At 50.9% G+C, this 22,001-nt stretch carries 15 protein-coding genes and 3 tRNA genes; 15 read left to right on the plus strand and 3 right to left on the minus strand.

Annotated elements, in window-relative coordinates:
* Positions 1-23 precede the first annotated feature (23 nt).
* Both ctaD and coxB read right to left on the minus strand, forming a co-directional pair.
* Positions 24-1,649 carry a cytochrome c oxidase subunit I gene (ctaD, locus tag K4H25_RS00705; protein WP_221021578.1) on the minus strand — a complete coding sequence of 542 codons (1,626 nt, stop codon included), beginning with the start codon at positions 1,647-1,649 and terminating at the stop codon, positions 24-26.
* Positions 1,646-2,761 (minus strand): cytochrome c oxidase subunit II, encoded by a 1,116-nt coding sequence (coxB, locus tag K4H25_RS00710; protein ID WP_255587864.1) that lies wholly within the window; start codon positions 2,759-2,761, stop codon positions 1,646-1,648. Before coxB ends, ctaD begins: the two co-directional genes overlap by 4 nt.
* A gap of 184 nt (positions 2,762-2,945) precedes the next feature.
* On the opposite strand from coxB, the gene K4H25_RS00715 reads away from it, so the two are divergent.
* From K4H25_RS00715 to K4H25_RS00785, 15 genes are all read left to right on the plus strand, one after another.
* Entirely contained in the window at positions 2,946-3,713 is a 768-nt protein-coding gene (locus tag K4H25_RS00715) for a DUF2189 domain-containing protein (protein WP_221021579.1), read from the plus strand.
* A 151-nt stretch (positions 3,714-3,864) separates the two neighbouring features.
* A complete protein-coding gene (locus K4H25_RS00720; protein WP_221021580.1) occupies positions 3,865-5,463 on the plus strand; it encodes an ABC transporter substrate-binding protein in 1,599 nt (532 codons plus the stop codon).
* A 92-nt stretch (positions 5,464-5,555) separates the two neighbouring features.
* The gene (locus tag K4H25_RS00725; protein WP_221021581.1) at positions 5,556-6,566 is read left to right on the plus strand and encodes an ABC transporter permease subunit; all 1,011 of its coding nucleotides are present in this window, start codon (positions 5,556-5,558) and stop codon (positions 6,564-6,566) included.
* 6 nt (positions 6,567-6,572) lie between these two features.
* Positions 6,573-7,478, plus strand: a complete 906-nt coding sequence (locus K4H25_RS00730; protein ID WP_221021582.1) for an ABC transporter permease subunit — start codon at positions 6,573-6,575, stop codon at positions 7,476-7,478.
* An 8-nt stretch (positions 7,479-7,486) separates the two neighbouring features.
* Positions 7,487-8,470: an ABC transporter ATP-binding protein gene (locus K4H25_RS00735; protein ID WP_221021583.1), complete on the plus strand. Its 984-nt coding sequence runs from the start codon at positions 7,487-7,489 to the stop codon at positions 8,468-8,470.
* Entirely contained in the window at positions 8,463-9,443 is a 981-nt protein-coding gene (locus K4H25_RS00740) for a peptide ABC transporter ATP-binding protein (RefSeq protein ID WP_221021584.1), read from the plus strand. The genes K4H25_RS00735 and K4H25_RS00740 overlap by 8 nt, the downstream gene beginning before the upstream one ends.
* Before the next feature lie 290 nt (positions 9,444-9,733).
* On the plus strand, positions 9,734-12,781 hold the full coding sequence (locus K4H25_RS00745; protein WP_221021585.1) for a glycoside hydrolase 5 family protein: 3,048 nt from the start codon (positions 9,734-9,736) through the stop codon (positions 12,779-12,781).
* Positions 12,778-14,166, plus strand: a complete 1,389-nt coding sequence (locus K4H25_RS00750; protein WP_221021586.1) for a glycoside hydrolase family 125 protein — start codon at positions 12,778-12,780, stop codon at positions 14,164-14,166. Before K4H25_RS00745 ends, K4H25_RS00750 begins: the two co-directional genes overlap by 4 nt.
* The gene (locus K4H25_RS00755) at positions 14,163-15,152 is read left to right on the plus strand and encodes a LacI family DNA-binding transcriptional regulator (protein ID WP_221021587.1); all 990 of its coding nucleotides are present in this window, start codon (positions 14,163-14,165) and stop codon (positions 15,150-15,152) included. The genes K4H25_RS00750 and K4H25_RS00755 overlap by 4 nt, the downstream gene beginning before the upstream one ends.
* A gap of 79 nt (positions 15,153-15,231) precedes the next feature.
* Positions 15,232-16,425, plus strand: coding sequence for an AGE family epimerase/isomerase (locus K4H25_RS00760; RefSeq protein ID WP_221021588.1), 1,194 nt, complete (start codon positions 15,232-15,234; stop codon positions 16,423-16,425).
* Positions 16,426-16,490: 65 nt separating this feature from the next.
* The gene (locus K4H25_RS00765; protein WP_221021589.1) at positions 16,491-17,396 is read left to right on the plus strand and encodes a carbohydrate kinase family protein; all 906 of its coding nucleotides are present in this window, start codon (positions 16,491-16,493) and stop codon (positions 17,394-17,396) included.
* Positions 17,397-17,681: 285 nt separating this feature from the next.
* Positions 17,682-18,926, plus strand: a complete 1,245-nt coding sequence (locus tag K4H25_RS00770) for an ABC transporter substrate-binding protein (RefSeq protein ID WP_221021590.1) — start codon at positions 17,682-17,684, stop codon at positions 18,924-18,926.
* A gap of 190 nt (positions 18,927-19,116) precedes the next feature.
* Positions 19,117-19,192, plus strand: a tRNA-Met gene (locus K4H25_RS00775).
* Positions 19,193-19,239: 47 nt separating this feature from the next.
* Positions 19,240-19,315, plus strand: a tRNA-Met gene (locus K4H25_RS00780).
* Positions 19,316-19,402: 87 nt separating this feature from the next.
* Positions 19,403-19,478, plus strand: a tRNA-Met gene (locus K4H25_RS00785).
* Positions 19,479-19,752: 274 nt separating this feature from the next.
* On the opposite strand, the gene K4H25_RS00790 is transcribed toward K4H25_RS00785, so the two are convergent.
* Complete coding sequence (locus tag K4H25_RS00790; protein WP_221021591.1) at positions 19,753-21,936, minus strand: histidine-type phosphatase; 2,184 nt, start codon at positions 21,934-21,936, stop codon at positions 19,753-19,755.
* Positions 21,937-22,001: the final 65 nt, after the last annotated feature.

The raw sequence follows: 22,001 nt of genomic DNA on the forward strand, positions 1-22,001 counted from the left end.
TAGAGCCGTTTTATGATTGCGTGTCATTCATCGTTCTCCAAACCTTGCGCACGTAAACCGCGCTGCACAGTCGCCAAATCCGGCGGCGTTTCCCAAGTATGATGTGGCGCAGGCGAAGGCACTTCCCACTCCAAGGTATTACCGCCCTCCCATGGCCGACTCGGCGCGGGACCAACACCGCCGCGAATGGTGTGAATCACATTGAATAAAAAGAACACCTGACCAAGACCAAAACACATCGCGCCGATGCTGGCGATGGCATTAAAGTCAGTAAATTGCAGCGCGTAATCGGGAATCCGCCGTGGCATGCCAGCGAGCCCCAAAAAGTGCATCGGGAAAAACGTCACGTTAAACCACAGCATCGACCACCAAAAATGAAACTTGCCGCGCCCCTCGTGGTACATAAAGCCAGTCCATTTTGGTAACCAGTAGTATGTGGCTGCAAACAAGCTAAATAGCGCCCCAGCGACCAATACATAGTGAAAATGCGCGACGACATAATAAGTGTCTTGCATTTGCGTATCGACAGGCGCAATCGACAAAATCAATCCCGAAAAGCCACCCACGGTGAATAAGCAAACAAAACCAATCGCAAACAGCATTGGCGTTTCAAACGTCATACTGCCTTGCCACATCGTCGCAATCCAGTTAAAGACCTTCACCCCTGTTGGCACCGCAATCAGCATGGTTAAAAACATAAAAAACAACTGCGCTGTCGCGGGCATGCCGACGGCAAACATATGATGCCCCCAAACCATAAACGACAAAATGGCAATCGAGCAGGTGGCATAGACCATTGAAACGTAACCAAACAAAGGCTTTCGCGCGAATACAGGGATGATTTGGCTGACAATCCCAAACGCCGGCAGCGCCATGATGTACACCTCGGGATGGCCGAAAAACCAAAAAATATGCTGAAACAGCACCGGATCACCACCGCCTGCGGCTTTAAAAAAATGCGTGCCAAAATGCCGATCCGTCAGCAACATCGTGACCGCGCCAGCCAACACCGGAGCGACTGCAATTAATAAATACGCAGTCACTAAGGACGTCCAAGCAAACAAAGGCATTTTCAATAGCGGCATCCCCGGCGCGCGCATATTCAATACCGTCGTAATAATATTAATCGAGCCCATAATCGACGATAAACCGAGCAAATGAATGCTAAAAATCGCCAAATCCATACCCATGCCACTTTGAATCGATAGTGGCGGGTATAAAGTCCAGCCGCCGCCGGCTGCGCCACCGGGTACCAATAAAGAAATCAGCAATAAAGCGGCTGCGGGAGGTAATAGCCAAAAACTCCAGTTATTCATCCGCGCAAATGCCATATCCGGCGCGCCAAGCATTAAAGGCAGCATCCAATTGGCCAAACCGGTAAATGCCGGCATGATCGCACCAAAAACCATGATAATGCCGTGTAATGTGGTCAATTGATTAAAAAACTCAGGCTGCCAATACTGCAATCCCGGCTGAAATAACTCCGCCCGAATACACAAAGCCATAATGCCACCGACAAAAAACATCGCTAAAGCAAAAAACAAATACAGCGTGCCGATGTCTTTATGATTGGTGGCATACAACCAGCGCCGCCAGCCGTGATCCATCGCGTCGTGCCCATGATTTAAGTGCTCTGTCGCTATCATCATTTACCCTTTGCTCGCGCCGCACGAATTTCTGCTGGCATCACCAGATCAGCCTGATTACCCCAAGCCGTACGCTCGTAACTAATTGCCGCAGCCAGCTCGACATCCGACAAGGTGCCCCAACTTGGCATCGCATTTTTACCGTTGAGCACAATACGGATATGTTCAGCTTTTGCACCGTTGGCGATTTTAGACCCGGCTAAAGCAGGGAATGCGCCGCCACCGGCACCATCGACCTTATGGCATGCAGCGCAATTGGCTTCATAAGCTTGCTTGCCACGTTGCAATAATTCATCGCGGGTCCAGACCTTATTCGGATCATCGCGCGCAGCTTTGGCTCTGGCTTGCTGCTGCGCCAACCACAAATCAAAATCTGCCTGTGACACCACATTGACCACAATCGGCATAAAACCGTGATCTTTACCGCACAGCTCAACGCACTGCCCACGATACGTACCGATCTTGTCGGCTTTAAACCAAGTGTCGCGAATAAAGCCAGGAATCGCATCTTGTTTGACGCCAAAAGCAGGTACGCCCCAGCTATGAATCACATCATTGCTAGTAGTTAAAATCCGAATTTTTTTACCCACCGGCACCACCAAGGGCTGATCGACCTCAAGCAGATACTGTGGATTTTTTGCCTCGCCTTGACTCTGGTAATTCTCGATTTGCCCGCGAGGCGTCGCCAATCGACTTTTAAACCCGAAACCATGATCCAAATAGTCGTAAGCCCAGTACCACTGATGACCAGTTGCCTTAATCGTAAAATCAGCATCGTGGGTGTTTTTTTGCGCCAAAATAACGCTGGCAGCAGGCCAAGCCATGCCCAATAAAATGAGCGCTGGAATCAGCGTCCATAAAATTTCAACGAGGGTATTTTCATGAAACGGTTTGGCCACATGGCCGAGTGATTTTCTATGCCGCAAAATGGCATAAAACATAAAGCCAAAAACCAAGACAAAAATCAGCAGAATCAGCAGCATCAACCAACTGTGTAAGGATTCGATTTGTTGCGCAATGCCCGTTACAGGTGGCTGAAATGTCCAGAACTCACCACTTGCCTTGGCATTTGCTGTCAACAGCACTGCCATTACTCCAGATAAACGCCAAAGCATTGATTTTTCCTCCCAACTCACGCTTTCACACTAGCCGAGTTTTACTCAGGCGCAAGTCAGCAAAAGCAAATAAAAATGCGGCATTGCAGCAAAATCCGCCTATCTGAAAGCAAAGCTAATCACATGAAAACTGGCTATGAAAAAATAGCTGTTTTTTTACACTGCGTCTTGGGAGTGCCTCACCATGGACTTACATTTAAATGAACTGGATCAGCATTTCACGCTACCTGTAACGCGAAAAGTCGGCTTTCTTCGCCCTTTAGCGTGGATCAAAATGGGCTGGCAAGATCTCCTTAAACACCCAGCGCCCAGCCTGCTGTACGGGCTGATTATTTCAGTCACCGGTGCTTTATTACTACTGTTTACGCTGCAAGATGTACACCTCTATACCACCGCAATTACTGGCTTTTTACTGCTGGCACCGCTGGGCGCTGCTGGTATTTATGAACTCACCAGTGAGCGAGATGAAGGCCGTGAAACATCCTTTATCCAGTCGATTCATGACCTGTATAAAAATGGCGGTCAGTTGGCGTTTTTAGGCGTGATTTTGGCTTTTATCGCCATCTCTTGGGAGCGAACTTCGGCGGTCTTGTTTGCCCTAATGTACTCAGGACAAATCATCGAAAAACAATCCATTTGGCAGGCTTTAAGCGGTGAATTTCTACCCTTTACACTGGCATGGCTTGCCGGTGGTTTTGTATTAGCCTGCTTTGTATTTGCACTCACCGCAGTCTCAATTCCACTGCTGGCTGATCGAGAATTAGATAGCGTAACAGCGATGATGACTAGCTTGCGTGCAGTGGCCGAAAACATCCCGGCAATGGTCTTATGGGCTGCCATCATCGTGGCATTGACCGCATTGGGATTTGCCACATTTTTAATTGGCTTAATCGTCATATTTCCCTTGCTGGGACACGCAACTTGGTATGCTTACAAAGAACTGATTGAGTAAAATTACACCAATACTGCATCTTGACGTAAATTAAAAACACTGAAGCAGTGCGGGATAATCCTGATGTGGAGTTCACTACTTAGCTATTAGCATGGGCCGTAAGATTGATATCAATCTACGGCTCATTTTCTTTTAAGCGGAGTAATACTCAATGCATCTCGAAGTACGCAAACTGATGTTAGCCACCACGCTGGCCCTGATGGCTGGCACCAGCATGGCAGCGAATAAAACGCTGATTTATTGCTCCGAAGCCAGCCCATCCGGTTTTGACCCAACCCGCCAAGTGACTGGTGGCGATTTTGACGCGTCAGCCGAAACGATCTTTAACCGCCTTACCGAATTCGAGCGTGGTTCGACACAAATTCGTCCAGGTTTGGCCGAAAAATGGGATGTTTCGCCCGACAATTTGACTTACACGTTCACACTGAGAAAAGGCGTTAAATTCCACACCACGCCGTACTTCAAACCAAGTCGTGATTTTAATGCCGATGACGTGATCTTTACCGTGCAACGAATGATTGATAAAAATCATCCATTCAATAAAGCCGCGCCGGCTGATTTTCCTTATGTTTCTGACATGAGTCTGGATACCAATATTGCCGCAGTCGAAAAACTCGACGCCAATACCGTCCGCATTAAACTCAAAACAGTCGACGCCGCTTTCTTGCAAAATTTGGCCATGTCATTTGCCTCGATTCACTCCGCTGAATACGCCGATCAATTACTCAAATCTGGCAAAGCCAATCAAATCAATACCCAGCCAATTGGTACTGGCCCTTTTGTATTTCGCAGCTATCAAAAAGACGCCAATATCCGTTTTGATGGCAACAGCCAATATTGGCGCAAAGGCGACGTTCAGCTAGATAAATTGATTTTTGCGATTACCACTGACGCGTCGGTTCGTTATCAAAAATTGCAAAAAAATGAATGCCAAGTGATGGCTTATCCTCGCCCAGCAGATATCAAAGCGATTCAAGCCAATCCAAAACTCAACTTGCTACAGCAAGCTGGTTTTAACTTAGGTTGGCTCAGCTACAACGTACAGAAAAAGCCTTTTGATAAGCTGGAAGTGCGCCAAGCACTCGATATGGCGATCAATAAACCCGCCATTTTAGCCGCGGTGTATCAAGGTGCTGGCCAGCCAGCGACCAATCCAATGGCACCAACACAATGGTCTTACAACAAAAAGCTCAAAGACGCGCCATTTGATCCAGCCAAAGCCAAAGCCATGCTCGCCAAAGCCGGCGTTGCCGAAGGCACTGAAATCACCTTGTGGGCGATGCCAGTACAACGCGCCTATAACCCGAATGCCAAATTAATGGCCGAGATGATTCAATCTGATTGGGCAAAAATCGGCATTAAAGCCAAGATTGTCAGCTACGAATGGGGCGAATACATCAAGCGCGCTAAAGCCGGCGAGCATGATTCATTGATGATTGGTTGGACTGGTGATAATGGTGATCCAGACAACTGGCTTGGCGTGAACTTAGGCTGCGAAGCCGTCGGCGGCAATAATTATTCACGATGGTGCAATAAAGAGTTTGATACTTTAGTGGTCAAAGCACGCACGCTGAGCAATCAAGCCGAGCGCACTAAGCTGTACGAAAAAGCCCAAGAAGTATTCAAGCGCGAATTACCATTTACCCCCATCGCCCACTCGACGGTGTATCAACCACTGAGCAAATCAGTACAAGGCTTCAAAGTCAGCCCATTTGGCCTGAATTCCTTTTATGGCGTGACCGTCAAATAATCTGCAATGCGCCCAGCCTAAATGATTTTAGGCTGGGCTTTCTCCGTCCTATCGTCTAACCGCCCGTGCCTTTTCTCACGGGGAGAATGCCCATGTTCAGCTTTATCATTAAGCGTATTTCAGTCGCAATTCCCACCTTTTTGGGCGTCACGCTACTGGCTTTCGCCCTCATTCATATGATCCCCGGTGATCCAGTATTACTGCTGGTTGGCGAGCGCCGACTGGACCCTGAATTTTATCGCGCCGCCATGCAGCGCCTAGGCCTTGATCAGCCACTCTATGTGCAATATTGGGAGTATTTGCGCCAATTGCTGCAAGGTAATTTGGGCGAATCGATCGTGACGCACGAGCCGGTGATGAGCGAATTTCTTAAATTATTCCCCGCGACTGTCGAGCTGTCGATGGCGGCGATGCTGTTTGCCGTGGTGTGTGGCCTCGCTGCCGGCATGCTGGCGGCAACCAAACGCGGCACCGTGATTGATCACACCGTGATGGGTGCGGCACTCACTGGCTATTCAATGCCGATTTTTTGGTGGGGGCTGATTCTGATTATGGTGTTCTCAGTTCACCTTGACTGGACGCCGGTTTCTGGCCGCATTGCCTTGGAATACGACATCCCAGCAGTCACTGGCTTTATGCTGATAGACACCTTGCTCTCCGGTGAAGAAGGCGCATTTAAATCCGCAGTCATGCATTTGATTTTGCCAGCCATTGTTTTAGGCACCATTCCAATGGCAGTGATTGCGCGCATGACGCGCTCATCGATGCTCGAAGTATTGCGCGAAGACTATATCCGCACCGCGCGCGCCAAAGGGCTGAGCCGCACGCGGATTATTATTGTGCATGCACTGCGTAATGCCTTAATTCCCGTCGTCACCGTGATTGGTCTGCAAGTGGGCACCTTGCTCGCCGGCGCCGTGCTCACCGAGACGATTTTCTCTTGGCCGGGCATTGGTAAATGGCTAATTGACTCGATTTCTCGCCGTGATTATCCGGTCGTTCAAGGCGGTATTTTGCTCATCGCCACGCTGATTATTTTTGTTAACTTGCTGGTCGACATCCTCTATGGGGTGATCAATCCACGTATTCGCCATTCGAGATAAGCTTTTATGACTACCCCGACCATTGTTGTTGAAGCCCCGTTTTCTCACCCCTCGCCATGGACTGAGTTTTGGCAATCGTTTCGCGCCAACCGTGGCGCGCTGATTGCGTTAATTTATTTTGTTAGCTTGGTTTTAGTGGCGGTATTTGCCCCTATCCTTGCGCCACACAGCCCTATCGAGCAATACCGTGATGCATTTTTAACGCCACCGGCTTGGCTAGAAGGCGGCTCGTGGCAATTTATTCTGGGCACTGATGAAGTCGGCCGCGATATTTTATCGCGCCTGATGTATGGCGCACGCCTCTCGCTCACCATTGGCTTGGTATCGGTCTTGCTGTCGTTAATTCCCGGTGTGATTTTGGGGCTGATTGCCGCGTTTTATCCGGGCAAAATTGGCGACGCCATTATGCGTTTCATGGATGTCATGCTGGCCTTGCCTTCATTGCTGCTGGCCGTCGCAATTGTTGCGGTACTCGGGCCTGGCCTCACCAATACCATGCTGGCGATTGCCGTGGTGTCGTTGCCATCGTATGTGCGCTTAGCGCGCGCTTCAGCGATGACCGAGCTACACAAAGACTATGTGATTGCCAGCCGCTTAGCTGGCGCAGGCCAATTGCGTTTGATGTTTAACACCGTGTTGCCTAACTGTATGGCACCGTTAATTGTGCAAGCGACGCTGGGGTTTTCGGCGGCGATTTTAGATGCTGCGGCGCTCGGCTTTTTGGGTTTAGGTGCACAACCACCGCTACCTGAATGGGGCACGATGCTCGCCTCGGCGCGTGATTACATCGAAAGCGCTTGGTGGGTGGTCACTATGCCCGGACTTGCGATCTTGATCACCGTGATTGCCTTAAATTTGATGGGCGACGGTCTGCGCGATGCGCTCGATCCTAAATTAAAAAAATTAGCGTAAGGCAAGGTATGAGTTTATTAGACATTCGCAAGCTCAACGTGACCTTTGGCCACGGCAGCAATCCATTTCGGGCGGTATCTGGGCTCGATCTGAGCATCAATAGCGGTGAAATTTTAGGTATCGTCGGCGAATCGGGCTCAGGCAAATCAGTCACCATGCTGGCGATGATGGGCCTGATTGACGCGCCCGGCATTGTCACCGCCGACACTTTAAGTTTTGCCGGTCAAGATTTAATTGGCATGAAACCGGCGCAAAAAAGGCAAATCATTGGCCGCGATATTGCAATGATTTTTCAAGACGCGCTCACCAGCCTCAACCCCGCGTATACCGTGGGCGACCAATTAATAGAAACGCTCAAGCAACATACCCCACTACGCGGGGCGGCACTCAAAGCGCGTGCTTTAGAATTACTTGAGCAAGTTGAAATCCCCGACGCCAAATCGCGCCTCAATGCCTATCCGCATCAACTATCAGGCGGAATGAGCCAGCGCGTGATGATTGCGATGGCGATTGCCTGTAAGCCCAAATTGCTGATTGCCGACGAGCCCACCACCGCGCTCGACGTAACGGTGCAAGCGCAGATTATGGAATTATTGGTTAATCTGCAAAAACAAAACGATATGGCGCTGATTTTAATCACCCACGATCTGGCGGTGGTCGCTGAAATCGCGCAAGAAATGGTCGTTATGTACGCCGGTGAAGTCGTCGAAACCAGCGCCACCGACACGCTATTTGCCACGCCACGTCATCCGTATACGCAAGCGCTGCTCAGCTCGATTCCAGAGCACAGCAAAGGTGCGCGCCGCTTAAATACCCTCGCTGGTGTGGTACCGGGACAATACGATAGGCCGGCAGGTTGCTTACTCAGCCCGCGCTGCCTATATGCCAGCGCACAATGTGCATCGCAGCACCCACCCCTAATACCTATGGCAGGTACTAGTGTGCGCTGCTTTACTCCATTAGATTCCAACGGTATACCTAGTCATGAGTAAAAATAATATAAGCCCTATTCTGCGCGCTCAACACCTATCGCGGCACTATCAAGTTGGCGGTGGACTCTGGAAAAGCGCCGCCACCGTCAAAGCACTCAATGACGTTTCATTTGAACTGTTTGCCGGCAAAACGCTGGCCGTAGTGGGCGAATCGGGCTGTGGTAAATCCACGCTGGCGCGCCAGCTCACCTTAATTGAAAGTCCTAGCGCCGGTCATTTAATTATCGACGGCATTGATATCGCCAGCGCCGATGCCAGCCAACTCAAAACACTGCGCCCTAAAGTGCAAATGGTGTTTCAAAATCCATTTGCCAGCTTAAACCCGCGCAAAACCATTGGCGACATGCTCAGCGAGCCTTTATTACTCAATACCGAGCTCACTACCAGCGAGCGCAAAGCCCGCGTGCACGACATGCTCAAAACGGTTGGCCTGCGCCCAGAGCACTATCATCGCTATCCGCATATGTTTTCGGGTGGCCAGCGCCAACGCGTCGCCATTGCCCGCGCCATGATGCTGCAACCGGCGATTTTGGTCGCCGACGAGCCAACCTCGGCGCTCGACGTTTCCATCCAAGCGCAAATTCTGAATCTATTTATGGATTTGCAAGAACAACTGGGCACTGCCTATGTGTTTGTCAGCCACAATCTGGCCGTGGTTGAACACGTCGCCGACGATGTGATGGTGATGTACTTTGGTAGCACCGTTGAATACGGTCCAAAAACCAGTATTTTTGCGCAACCCTTGCACCCGTACACCCGAGCCTTAATGTCGGCAACGCCGGCGATTCGCGCCGAAAATCGACGAGAAAAAGTTAAATTAATCGGCGAGCTGCCATCGCCAATTAATCCGCCATCGGGCTGCACCTTCCATACGCGTTGCCCCTACGCCAATGCCCACTGCCAAACCGCCGTCCCAGAGTTACGCCCCTTTGCCGGCAGAATGGTCGCCTGCCACCGTATAGAAGAAATCTAAGCCCCACCCGCCGCGCAACTCGCGGCGGCTCCGGCGCATTCCGCGCCTCGCACCCTGCACTCCCCACTCCCCACTCCCCACTCCCCACTCCCCACTCCCCACTCCCCACTCCCCACTCCCCACTCCCCACTCCCCACTCCCCACTCCCCACTCCCCACTCCCCACTCCCGGCAGTATTCACATTTTTAATTCATCCGACTGCACTTGCTGTCTTGAATGGCAAGGTGCAGAATGTGTTTTGTTTAGCCAAAAACTCAAACAACTAAACACCATTACAAAGGGATGTAATCATGGCAATGCTGGCTTTTTACGACGCTGATTTTCCTTTTTCGGGGGTGAGGCCTAGCCACATGCCGCAGCATGCTGTGATGCATTGCGCTGATACGCTGAGCGACGCCTTAAATCGCGCAACGATGCCGGCGGTTTTTGTGCATTTACACGGCCGCTATTTCCCGCAAGCAGCATGGCCTGCCTTACTCGACTTTTTGGCGCGTGGTGGCAATATGCTCACTTTAGGCCAAGCCGTATTTAGTGAACCAGTCGACGCCAATGGCCAGCACCAGCCACAAGCGGCGCTATTTCGCCAGCTCGATATTCATGAAATCCAAAGCGTAGAAGCGTCGCACAGCACCCACCTTGCTGCCGGCGCCAACTTCCCTTGGTTGAGCGACAAGCTCGCGCAATTCAATCTGAACCTCACTGCCAGCACCGACAGCTTGGTGCTGATGCCAACCAAAACCAAAGATCAGCCACTCGATTCGGGTTCAGCCGGGCCAATGGATGCACGAATTTATCCTTTGCTGATGGCGATGGAAGGACAGCAGCACATCGCCAGCCCGATTGTGATGATTGAGCGCTTGCGCGGTGCAATGGCTGGGTCGCGACAAATATTTGCCAATATCACGCCAGATGAAACGTTCTGGCAGCAAGGCGGTATGGCCTTGCTCGAACAACTCGCCGAGCACGCTAGCCACGGCGTGACCGAATGCTGGCTCAAACCCGACTTTGCTTGCTATGAACCGGGCGAGCACGCAACGATCACCTTGCAAGCCGAGGCGATCGGTGCTGCCATCGGGCAAAACTGGACCGCGACCATCACAACGAGGTATCGCGATGCAGTCATTGATCAACAAAAGCTGCAGCTCAATACCCAGCAATCCGGCCTGCAAAGCTTGCGCTTTGCCTTACCGACAACGATTGAAGCAGGGCTGTATACGCTGTACGCCGAACTCAAAAGCGAACAAGGCGAAGTGATTGATTTGCAACAAGGTTTTTGGGGACGCGATGCCGAGTTACTCGCACGCGGTACGCGAATGCGCGCTGGCCGCGATTATTTTATTCGCGACGACAAAACCACGCCGATTGTCGGCATGACGTATATGGCGAGCGACGTACATCGCAAATTCCTGCATCTACCGAATGTCGCAGTCTGGCAGCAAGACATGGCGACGCTGGCGATTATGGGCGTCAATTATTTGCGCACCGGCATTTGGACTGCGTGGCGGCAATTGATGTTTGTCGATGGCCACGCCAATGAAGCGCTACTGCGCGCGATTGATGCGTTTATTTTGACCGCCGCCAGCCATGACTTGGAAAGCTGCTTTACCTTTTTTGCTTTTACCCCCGAGGCGTGGGAAGGCCGCAATCCCTACCTCGATCCACGCAGCCGCAGCGCGCAAAAACGCTTTATCCGCAGCATCATCAGCCGCCACACGCAAACCACGCGCGTGCATTGGGATCTCATCAATGAACCATCGATGTTTGATCCACAGCGGATTTTTGTCGGCCCGCGCAGCTTGGGTGATGAATTTGAAACGCGCGCCTTTATCCAGCATTTGCAGGCAATCAACTCCGATATTGCTCATTGGCAACGTGCATGGGATTTAAGCCCAGCACAGCTGGCCGATTGGTCGGCAGTTCGGCCACCGCAGCCGGAAGACATCGGCTTTAACACCACCGAAATCGCCGTTAAACAGCATGGGCAGTGGCTGGATTACGCGCTATTTACGCAGGCGGTGCACCGCGAATGGGCGGCAGATTTAGCAGCGAGCATTAAGACCCTGATTCCAGACGTGATGGTGTGCGTCGGCCAAGACGAAGCGCTGGGCCAGCAGCGCCCCTCGCCGTTTTTCTTTGCCGATGCCGTCGATTACACCAGCGTGCACAGTTGGTGGCTCAACGACGCGCTGGGCTGGGATAGCCTGTTTAGCAAAACGCCCAACACGCCGAACTTAATCCAAGAAACCGGCATCATGCACGTGGCCCGCGCCAACGGCCGCTCGCGCCGCAATGAGACCGAGCTGATGCAGCTATTAGAGCGTAAATACGCCTATGCCTTTGCCTACGGCAACGCCGGTGCGGTGCAATGGATCTGGAATTGCAATTACCATATGGACAATATCAACGAGTCGCATATCGGTGCATGCCGTGCCGATGGCTCGCAAAAACCCGAGGCCAGCATTACCGCAGCATTTGGGCAGTTCATCAAAAAAACTGGGGTATTGCTAGAAAACCGAAAACTAGCAGAGATTGCCGTCGTATACCCATTTAGCAATGACTATAGCAATCGCCGCTCAACACTCGCAGCCACGCAAGCAATGGTGCGCAATCTGGCGTTTGAATTTGGCGTGAATCTACGCGCGGTGGGCGAGCATGATTTAAGTAGCCTATTTGCTGCGCCGCCTCAGTTGCTATTACTGCCTTGCCCGCAAAACTTGGATGCCGCGTGCTGGCAGCAAATCGAGCAATTACTCGCTGAGCACGCGATTACCGTGCTGCTCACGGGGCCGGCGACGCTGGATTGTTATTTCAATCCTTGCCAGCGCGCGCCGTTTAGCAACGCTAGTACGCGCAACTTAAGCCGCGAAGAAACGCTACAGATTGGCGAGCAAACCTATCGCGCCAGCTACATCGGCGAAGCCATTGCGCAACTCGATACCGGTTGCGATGCCGCCGGTCAGGCGGAGCAAATCGAACACTTCTCACTCGGCCAAGGGCAAATCATTTGGTGCCCGCTACCGCTAGAACTCAATGCCAATCCCGAGACTTTAAGCGCGCTATATCAATACGCGATGCGCGCCGCCAACATTCAGCCTACTTGGCGCTGGATTGGAAACGAGAAAGCGCCAGCGGGTATTTTCATGCAACAACAGCAGTTTGCCGCACATACACTGTGGATTGCGGTCAACGAAAGCAGTCGCGCGCACGCGCTGCATTGGCAAGCGGACGCTCACACCTACCGCACCGACCTCGCCGCTGGCCGCGCACTGCTGTGGCTGACCGATCAACACGGCGTCGTCATCGACAGCCTATGGCAACACCCAGTGGAGAAACTATGAACTCGCCCGCAGAGCAGTTTAATCAGAGCAATCCGGCAGCAGCGCGGCCAAGCACGCGGCGCTTTTCATCCGCGGCTGTCGAGGCCAAAATAGCAGCGATTAGCGAGCAAATCAGCGATCCACAATTGCGTGCGTTATTTAGCAATTGCTATCCCAATACACTCGATACCACGGTGTTTCACCAAGAAAACGTCAACGGCAAACCCGATACCTTTGTCATTACCGGCGATATTCATGCGCTATGGCTGCGCGATAGTTGTGCGCAAGTTTGGCCTTACTTGCCACTCGCCCAACAAGACCCGACTTTGGCACGAATGATTGCGGGTCTGATTCACCGCCAAACGCAATGCATTTTGCTCGACCCTTACGCCAACGCGTTTAACGATGGCCCTGGGGACAGCGAATGGCAAAACGATCACACCACCATGCGTCCCGAAATTCATGAGCGTAAATGGGAACTCGATTCGCTGTGTTACGCCATTCGCCTCACGCATGGCTATTGGCAAACGACGCAAGACGCCAGTGTTTTCGACGCTGATTGGCTGGCGGCAATGGAATTAACCGTCGCCACGATGCAAGAGCAGCAGCGCAAAACCGATGCTGGCCCTTATCGCTTTACGCGCCAAACGCATTGGCAGTCAGATACCTTGCCGTGTAATGGCATGGGCAATCCGCTAAAACCCATTGGGCTGATTGCATCGATGTTTCGTCCTTCGGACGACGCGTGTATTTTGCCGTTTTTGGTGCCGAGCAATCATTTTGCCGTCGTTAGCCTGCGCCAGTTAGCCAGCTTGCTGGACATACATTATCCACAAGTGAGTTTGGCAAAAACGTGTCGTCAGCTGGCCGATGAAGTAGAAACTGCACTACTGGCCTACGCCCGCGTGCAGCATCCCAAATACGGCACGATCTGGGCGTATGAAGTCGATGGTTTTGGCAATGCGCTGATGATGGATGACGCCAATGTGCCCAGCCTCTTATCGCTACCGTATCTGGGTGTATGCAGCGTTGATGATCCGCTTTACCTTAATACCCGTCGCTTTATTTTATCAAGTGATAATCCTTGGTATTTCAGCAGCAGCGATGAGCAGCTCAGTGGCGTTGGCAGCCCGCATACCCTCGCACCACGAATTTGGCCTATGAGCCTGATTATGCAAGCACTGACCAGCAACGATGCCGATGAAATTGCGCGCTGCCTGACGATGCTCAAACTCAGCGATGGCGGCTCTTCGTTGATGCACGAATCCTTCTTGCCCGACGATCCCAGCGACTTCACGCGCAGCTGGTTTGCTTGGGCCAATACCCTCTTTGGCGAGCTGATTTTGCGCGTAGCGCAAGACTTCCCGGCATTGCTGCAATCTCACACCGCGCGAGTTGCAAAATGAGTATCAGCCTCAGAGAACTCGCCCAAGCCGCAGGGGTGTCGGTTGGCACCGCCTCGCGGGCGCTCAAACACCAAGCCGGTGTTTCCGAGCAACAACGCCAGCATGTGCAACAGCTCGCGGCAGAACTCGGCTACGACATCTCGCGTTTACAGCGCCAGCCGATTCGCCACATTTTGTTTTTACTGCACGCGCAGCACACCACCGCCAGCGCCAGCCCGTTTTATGCCGAAGTCGAACGCGGCGCACGTCTGGCATGTTTAGACAAGGGTATTGAGCTGCAGCCATTTAGTGTCAATGCCAATAGCTCAATACGTCGGCAATTACTGCAGCAAGAAGCCGATGCGATTGTCTGCGTAGGTTTTATCGAGCCTGAAATTCTGGCCGTGGTGCAAGCGCTAGGCAAACCCACTACCTTGATCGACGCCTGTGCGCCGCAATTGGCCAGCGTGAACCCAGACAACCAAGCTGGAACGCGCTTAATGACCGAGCAATTCATTGCGCAAGGTCGGCAACGGATTGCTTTTTTATCCGGCTCGCTGGCGCATCATTCAATCCGCCTGCGTGAGCGCGGCTATCGCCAAGCCTTATTTAACGCTGGTCGCCTTGCCGATCCTGCCTTAGAAGCACTGATTGCGCCCGGCCTCGATTTAGCCAGTGGTACGCGATTAGCACTCGATGAATTACTCAACTTAGCGCAGCCGCCCGACGCGATTATTGCGTTTAACGACGCCTGCGCGCTCATCGTTCAAGCCGCTTGCCTTGAGCGCGGCATGACACTGCCAGACGATCTTTGGATTGGCGGCTTTGACGATATTACTGCCGCCAAAGCTGCGCAACTCACTACCATCGCCGTCGATAAAGCCGCACTCGGCGCAGCCGGCATCGAGCAACTCTTAGCGCTTACCGAGCATCAAGCGATTGCCGACACACTGCAACCCGTAACACTTATTTTGCGCGCCAGCAGCGGCGCAATCAGTACCCAGTGAACACCGTAGCCGTTATAAAACGCGGCGCAGCAACAAAGCCGAAGCACTTGGGCCTTGTTACTTCAACAGGAGTCAGCCAATGAAATTGCCGAACTTTCAACACCGCGACACTTTACTGGCGCATATTGCCCAAACAATGCACTTTTATCACCCACGCGCCATCGATGCCAGCGGTGGCTTTTATCATTTCTTTCTCGATGACGGCACAATTTACGACGCGCACACGCGGCATTTGGTCAGCAGCACGCGCTTTGTTTTCAACTATGCCATGGCCTATCGGCAGTTTGGCAACGCCGAATACCTCAGCGCCACTCGGCATGGCTTAGCCTTTTTGCGCGACGTGCATCGCGACCCGGTCAGCGGCGGCTATGCCTGGCAATTGCAATGGCAGCAAGGGCAAAAAACGCTGGATGACGACACCAACCATTGCTACGGTTTGGCTTTTGTTTTGCTCGCTTACGCCCACGGCGTAATGGCCGGAATTGATGAAGCACGCGCTTGGTTAGAAGAAACGTGGCAGTTAATGGAACAACGTTTCTGGGATAGCGAATATGGTCTTTATGCTGACGAAGCCAGCGCGGATTGGGCGCTAAAACCCTACCGTGGCCAAAACGCCAATATGCATGCTTGCGAAGCGCTGCTCGCTGCATTTGAAGCGACGGGGGACTCCAAGTTTCTGGATCGCGCCGAGCTGCTCGCCAGCCATATCACGCAAAGACAAGCGGCACTCGCTAATGGCCTCATCTGGGAGCATTACCACGCCGATTGGACTATTGATTGGGATTACAACCGCGACGACAAAAGCAATATTTTCCGTCCTTGGGGTTTTCAACCCGGCCATCTGACTGAATGGGCCAAATTGCTGCTGATTTTAGATCGCCACCGCCCACTACCGTGGCTCAAACCACGCGCCGAGCAGCTATTTAATACCGCGATGGAACGCGCTTGGGATCACGAACACGGCGGTCTGTATTATGGTTTTGGGCCAGAAAACGAAATTTGCGATAGCGATAAATATTTTTGGGTACAAGCCGAAAGCATCGCCACCGCCGCACTCTTGGCGACACGTACCGGCAATCCTAATTATTGGGATGACTACCAACGCTTGTGGGCTTACGCATGGCAGCATTTCGTTGATCATCAATACGGCGGCTGGTGGCGAATTTTGCGGGCGGATAATCAAAAATACAGCAATGAAAAAAGCCCCGCCGGCAAAGTCGACTACCACACCATGGGCGCGTGTTATGAAGTGCTCAATGTATTAGCGCCATAGTGGGGCAAGGCGCCGCAATGGCAAGTTAACCACACTGCAATCCTGTGCCAACGAGAGGGAACAGCATGACTTTTCCACAATTTATTTCCGCCGGTGAAGCGCTCACCGACATGATTCGCAGTAGCGATGGGCTCTGGCAAGAAAAAGTCGGCGGCGCGACGTGGAATGTCGCGCGTGTAATGAGTCAGCTCGGCATCCGTAGCGCCTTTGCGGGTGCAGTCAGCCAAGATTGCTTTGGCGATGCACTGATTGCGGCCAGCCGTGCAGCCGATTTAGATTTGCGCTTTATGCAGCAACTGCCGTTTTCGCCGCTATTGGCCATGGTGCATCAAACGCAGCCACCAGCGTATTTTTTTGTTGGCGACAATAGCGCCGATCTGCATTTTGACCCAGCGCGCCTACCTGAAGGTTGGCTCAGCGATAGCGTGTGGCTACATTTTGGCGGCATTAGTCTGGCTCGCCCACAGCTAGCCAAAAAGCTATTACAAATTGCGCGTGCGGCAAAACAAGCTGGCGCCAAAATCAGCTTTGATCCCAACTTTAGAGTGCTGATGGATGAGGCGTACGACCCCACCTTGCAAGCAATGGCGCAATTGGCCGATGTGATTAAAGTTTCTGACGAAGATTTACGCGGCCTATTTCGTACCGATGACGAAGCCAATGCACTAGCTACTTTGCGCCACTGGCAGCCCGAAGCAATGGTGCTCTACACCCGCGGCGCAGCAGGAGCTAGCCTTTATCACCAAGACGCACATTGGCAACAAACCCCGCCGCAACTGCAAGTCGTCGATACCGTCGGCGCGGGTGACGCCAGTATGGGCGGCTTAATCTGGAGTTTATTGCAATATCCCACAGCCAATGGCGACACGCATTTACGCCACGCCGTCGCCGCAGGCAGTTTGGCATGCACCCAAGCCGGAGCCAATCCACCCGAGGCCAGCGCTTTAATACAATTAGCCCAACAAATTTAAATAATGCCTCGTGCATAATTTTATTATGCACGATTTATAAAACATTCTTAATTAATTCATTATGCAAAATTAATTTAAAAAACCCAATACTAAAAAGTCAACAAAACTCAAGCAATTCAACAATAAATGCGAATTTTAAAAAATCGCATCGACATTTGCTGCGCAAAAAAAACAAAAACAAAGTGTGAAAATTACACAGCAATTCAACTTAACAAATAAAAATAATTAGCGCATTATTTTCTCAGAACAAAAATCATTCATCAATTTACCCAGGATGTCGATATCATGAAAATAAAAACCAGTACCCTATTATGCGCCAGTGTATTTTTATCTACGGCATTAAGCGCCAATGCCAGCGTTGAAGTTGAGTTTTGGTCGCATGCCTTAGGTGGAACGTATGATGCTTATCATAAACAAATTGTTGATCAATTTAATCAATCACAAAAAGAAATTATCTTAGTTCATAAAGATATGAACTGGGGCGGTATGAAACCTGCAATTGTAGCGTCAGTCGCTGAAGGTAAAGTACCTGGTCTAGCGATGGTGCCAACCGAATGGATGAATGAAATGTCATCTAAATTATTAATGCCGGTGACGAAAGAAATTGCACCATTTAAATCGCAATACACCGATGCGGCATTACAAAATGCCACCGCCCATGGCCAGATTTATGGATTTCCATCGTATCAAGTGACTGCGGTTATGGTTTACAACAAAGATATGTTGGCCAAATCCGGGGTAAAACCGGTATTTAATACCATGGATGATGTATTTGCTGCCGCCAAAAAAATTAAAGATCACACCGGCAAACCCGGCTGGGCACCTAAATTACAAGATGGTTTTCAAACTTGGTTTTTATTTCAAGGCCTGCCTTTAGTTAAAGACAATAAAGCCGTATTTAATAGCCCAGCACACGCCGCATTAGTACAAAAATTTGCCGATGCGTATAAAGCCGGCATTATTGTTAAAGACGTTGATCTCACCTTTGATAAACAAATCGCTGCATTTGCCAACAATAGCATTGGCATGTTTGCCGAAGGTGGCCATGCAGTTAAAAAAATTAACGAAGCCAATCCACGCGCATACGCCGCAGCGGGTGTGACCAGCTTTCCGCTGAACGACGCAAAAACCGCTGCATTTGGCGGCTGGAGCACGATGTATGTCGTACCCAAAGGGCAAAAAAACATGGCAGCCGTTGCTAAAGCGGCGCAATACCTGACGAGTGACGAAGTGCAAATGGCATTTGCAAAATCATCCAACACCTTTGCCTCGACCAAAAAAGCCAATGCCCAGCTCGCTAACGACCCATCGATGAATGATCCAAAAGATCTCGGCAAAGTGGCGTTTAAAATGGGAACGCAAGTGATCGATAAGTCACGGCATTTTATGATTCGTGATGTACCCGATGAAGCCATTATGCATAAATTGATGAACGATAAAATCGACGCCGCAATTCAAGGCCGAATTCCAGTGCAAAAAGCCCTCGATGAAGCCGTCGCGGCTTGGAATAAACGTTTAGCCAAAAAATAAAAATCACGCCAACAGGAGCGAGCTTATGCTGCGAAATTGGCCTAAGCTCGCGAACCGACTTTTGTTCAGCGCACTGCAAGCTCGCGCCTAAGTCATTGTGAATTAATCTATTTTTATAACGTTAATCGACCTACTCGATAAAAAAGCATTGACGTAACGATATATCCAATATATAGTTCGGCCTCTCTGTCGCGGGATGGAGCAGTTGGCAGCTCGTCGGGCTCATAACCCGAAGGTCACAGGTTCGAGTCCTGTTCCCGCAACCAGACGGACTTCGCAAGCCAAGTCGAAGTTTGTAGAGCAACAAAACAGTCGCGGGATGGAGCAGTTGGCAGCTCGTCGGGCTCATAACCCGAAGGTCGTAGGTTCGAGTCCTACTCCCGCAACCAAATATCTAAGCCACTGATTCATGCTTAATGGGTTGGTGGTTTTTTAGTTTCTGCTCGTCGTATTTTGCAGCAGAAACCCAGTACAGACGCGGGATGGAGCAGTTGGCAGCTCGTTGGGCTCATAACCCAAAGGTCGTAGGTTCGAGTCCTACTCCCGCAACCAAAACGAAAAAACCTAGCTTTTTGAGCTAGGTTTTTTTGCGTTCTGACTATCGATAAAGTCGATGTATTGCTAGCTACTGCTTATTAAACAAGAAGTATCGGCATATACCTCAAGCTCGCGGATCAACTTCAATGAGTCATTGCCTCTGCCAATAGCTCGCGTGTGCAAGCTCATATTGCACACGCCTTTTCTTTATTCACCACAAAAATCACGCTCGAATTCAACTTTGTTCGCTTTAGATCGAACCAGCAAAACTCAAACGTGAACTCGCAACTTAGTAGCCGTAGCAAGTTTTCAGTGCGGCAAAATTATAAAACTTACTCGTTGGGCTGATTTTGGCGCTGTCACATGCCGCTTTAAAGTCAGTTTCTTTTTCGTTGTACAGCATTTTAACCAATACCCTTCCTTCGGCATTTTTGTAAACATCCCATTGCATATTGGCAGCCATCGGTGAGATGGCTTCACCACGCCATGGATTGCTTGCATAGCTAAAGGTTTGTGCCAAAGGCACTTGCTGTACCGCATTTTTTAAGCCGATTCGAGTCGCCAATGGAATGATGATTTCAGCGTGGGCAAAGCGGATTTTTGCCGCATTACTTGAACGATTACTTACCACGTCATCGACTTCTTTAAACACATCATCGACTAAAATTTGCGCCATTTTGTGGGTGACATCGCCTTTTTCGGTGATGCTTGGGCCTTTGTCATAAAAGTCCGATGCGTCATTTAAGGCCGCAAAATACCGCGCCTGCGCTGCAGGTAGATACGGAATAAAATCAACCCCGGCTTCGGCTCTCATTGCTGGCGCAATCACATACAACTCATACATCAGGCTACCGGCATCTGCGAGCGATGCAATTTTAGTTTTACCATCGCCCGTTAAGGTTGAGGTCAACTTGCCATCATCACTCACATAACTAAAGGTGCCGGTATTGGCAAAGCTGTGACTACCTGCATCAATTTTGTCGACAAATGCTTTCGTAAATAAACGCTCTAAGATCGCACGACCAGCCGCTTTAGCCTCCAATGTGCCGAACAAAGCCTTTTGTTTCGCCAGCAAATCACCGTCGTCTTTATATGCTTGATACGCTTGGCTGTCCAAATAAGTGCGGTACAAAGGATTTTTTACATCGCTCACTAAGTCAGTGGTTTTTTGTAATTTATGGAAATACAACAAAAAGCGATTGGTGCCGGCAGTTTGAGGAACCGCAACAGCATTATCCGGATAAGGCCCAGGCGCCGCAGGTTTGTCGATCAAGCCAGCCAAAGCGGCATTTTGCTGCGCTAATGCTTGCACAAAGTAATTGCCACTATCGACGGCACGATCGACGCCAGAAGTAACAAAAATAATTTTGCGCGGCGAGCTGCTGGCCGTTTTGGCGACTTGCTGCCAAAAGTCGGGTTGACGTTGCAACATTCGCACGGCCAGTTGCTGATGCTCCTCAATCCCGACTTGGGTTTCATTGCCATAGCCGGGCTTACTAATGCCAGCAACGTTGTGACCCAATAAGAAATTAGCCTTCATGATTTTCAGCACATCCGCGCCAAGTTTTTCACCCAAAGGCGTTAAAGCGCCCTCTTCTTTGGCCTTGCTCCACATATTGTAAACGGCCAAATCGTATTTCAAGCTCGATAGTCCACGCGAGCCATGGCGGGCAATCAACTGCGTATTCACCACATTAAAACCCGCTGGTGCAGCTTCATAACTTGAGCGGTCTTGTTGTGGGCGATACGGTGTTTTGGTTTGATAGTAACGATCAGTTTGCGTACTTTCGGCGAGTAGTTTTTTAAGATCGCTATCGGCACTCTTGCCAGCTATTGCCGCTTGAATCCGTCGAATGCCATCATCAGATGCCGCCTTCAGCGCCGCCTTATTGCCTGCATCGGTTTCAAGATTAAAGTCCGCAAGTAGCTTATTGGCTGGCACGGCCAAAGCATTGGCGACTTTCTTCACTGCATCATCAAAACTTAAACCCTGATTTTCCATCTCACTGACCACCGACGTCGTGTGCAGGCTAATCGTGGTCGGCCATTCTTTTGGCGCACGCAAAATCAGCGCTTGAGTCAGCGCAGTTTCGGTTTTGGTATCAGGATCATATCTTTTGGCATCGAGCCCGATTTCAGCCACTAGCGGCGCACGGCTACCGCTGAGCTTAAATTGGCCATTGCTGTCTGTTCGGGTACTGACTTCATTGTTATCGCACTGGCCATTATTATTTTCGTCAAAACAAACCTTCGCATTGCGAAAATAACTACCGAGCACCACGCCCGTACTCACCACAGGCGCATCTGTTGGTTTGGGTGTTGGCGCTAGCGATGGCGCAGGACTACTCCCCACACCCCCGCCACTGTTGCCACCATCAGCGCCACCACCACATGCAGCCAGTGCGCCACTCACGAGTACCGCCAGCGAGGCACGCTTAAATTGAACCATAGAGACAAAAAACAATCGAGACATAGCCGCAGATTCTGTAAGAAGAAAAGCTGGCTACAGTAGCGTCCCCCTATGACAGTCGTATTACC

Source organism: Deefgea piscis (assembly GCF_019665785.1).
Lineage (GTDB): Bacteria > Pseudomonadota > Gammaproteobacteria > Burkholderiales > Chitinibacteraceae > Deefgea.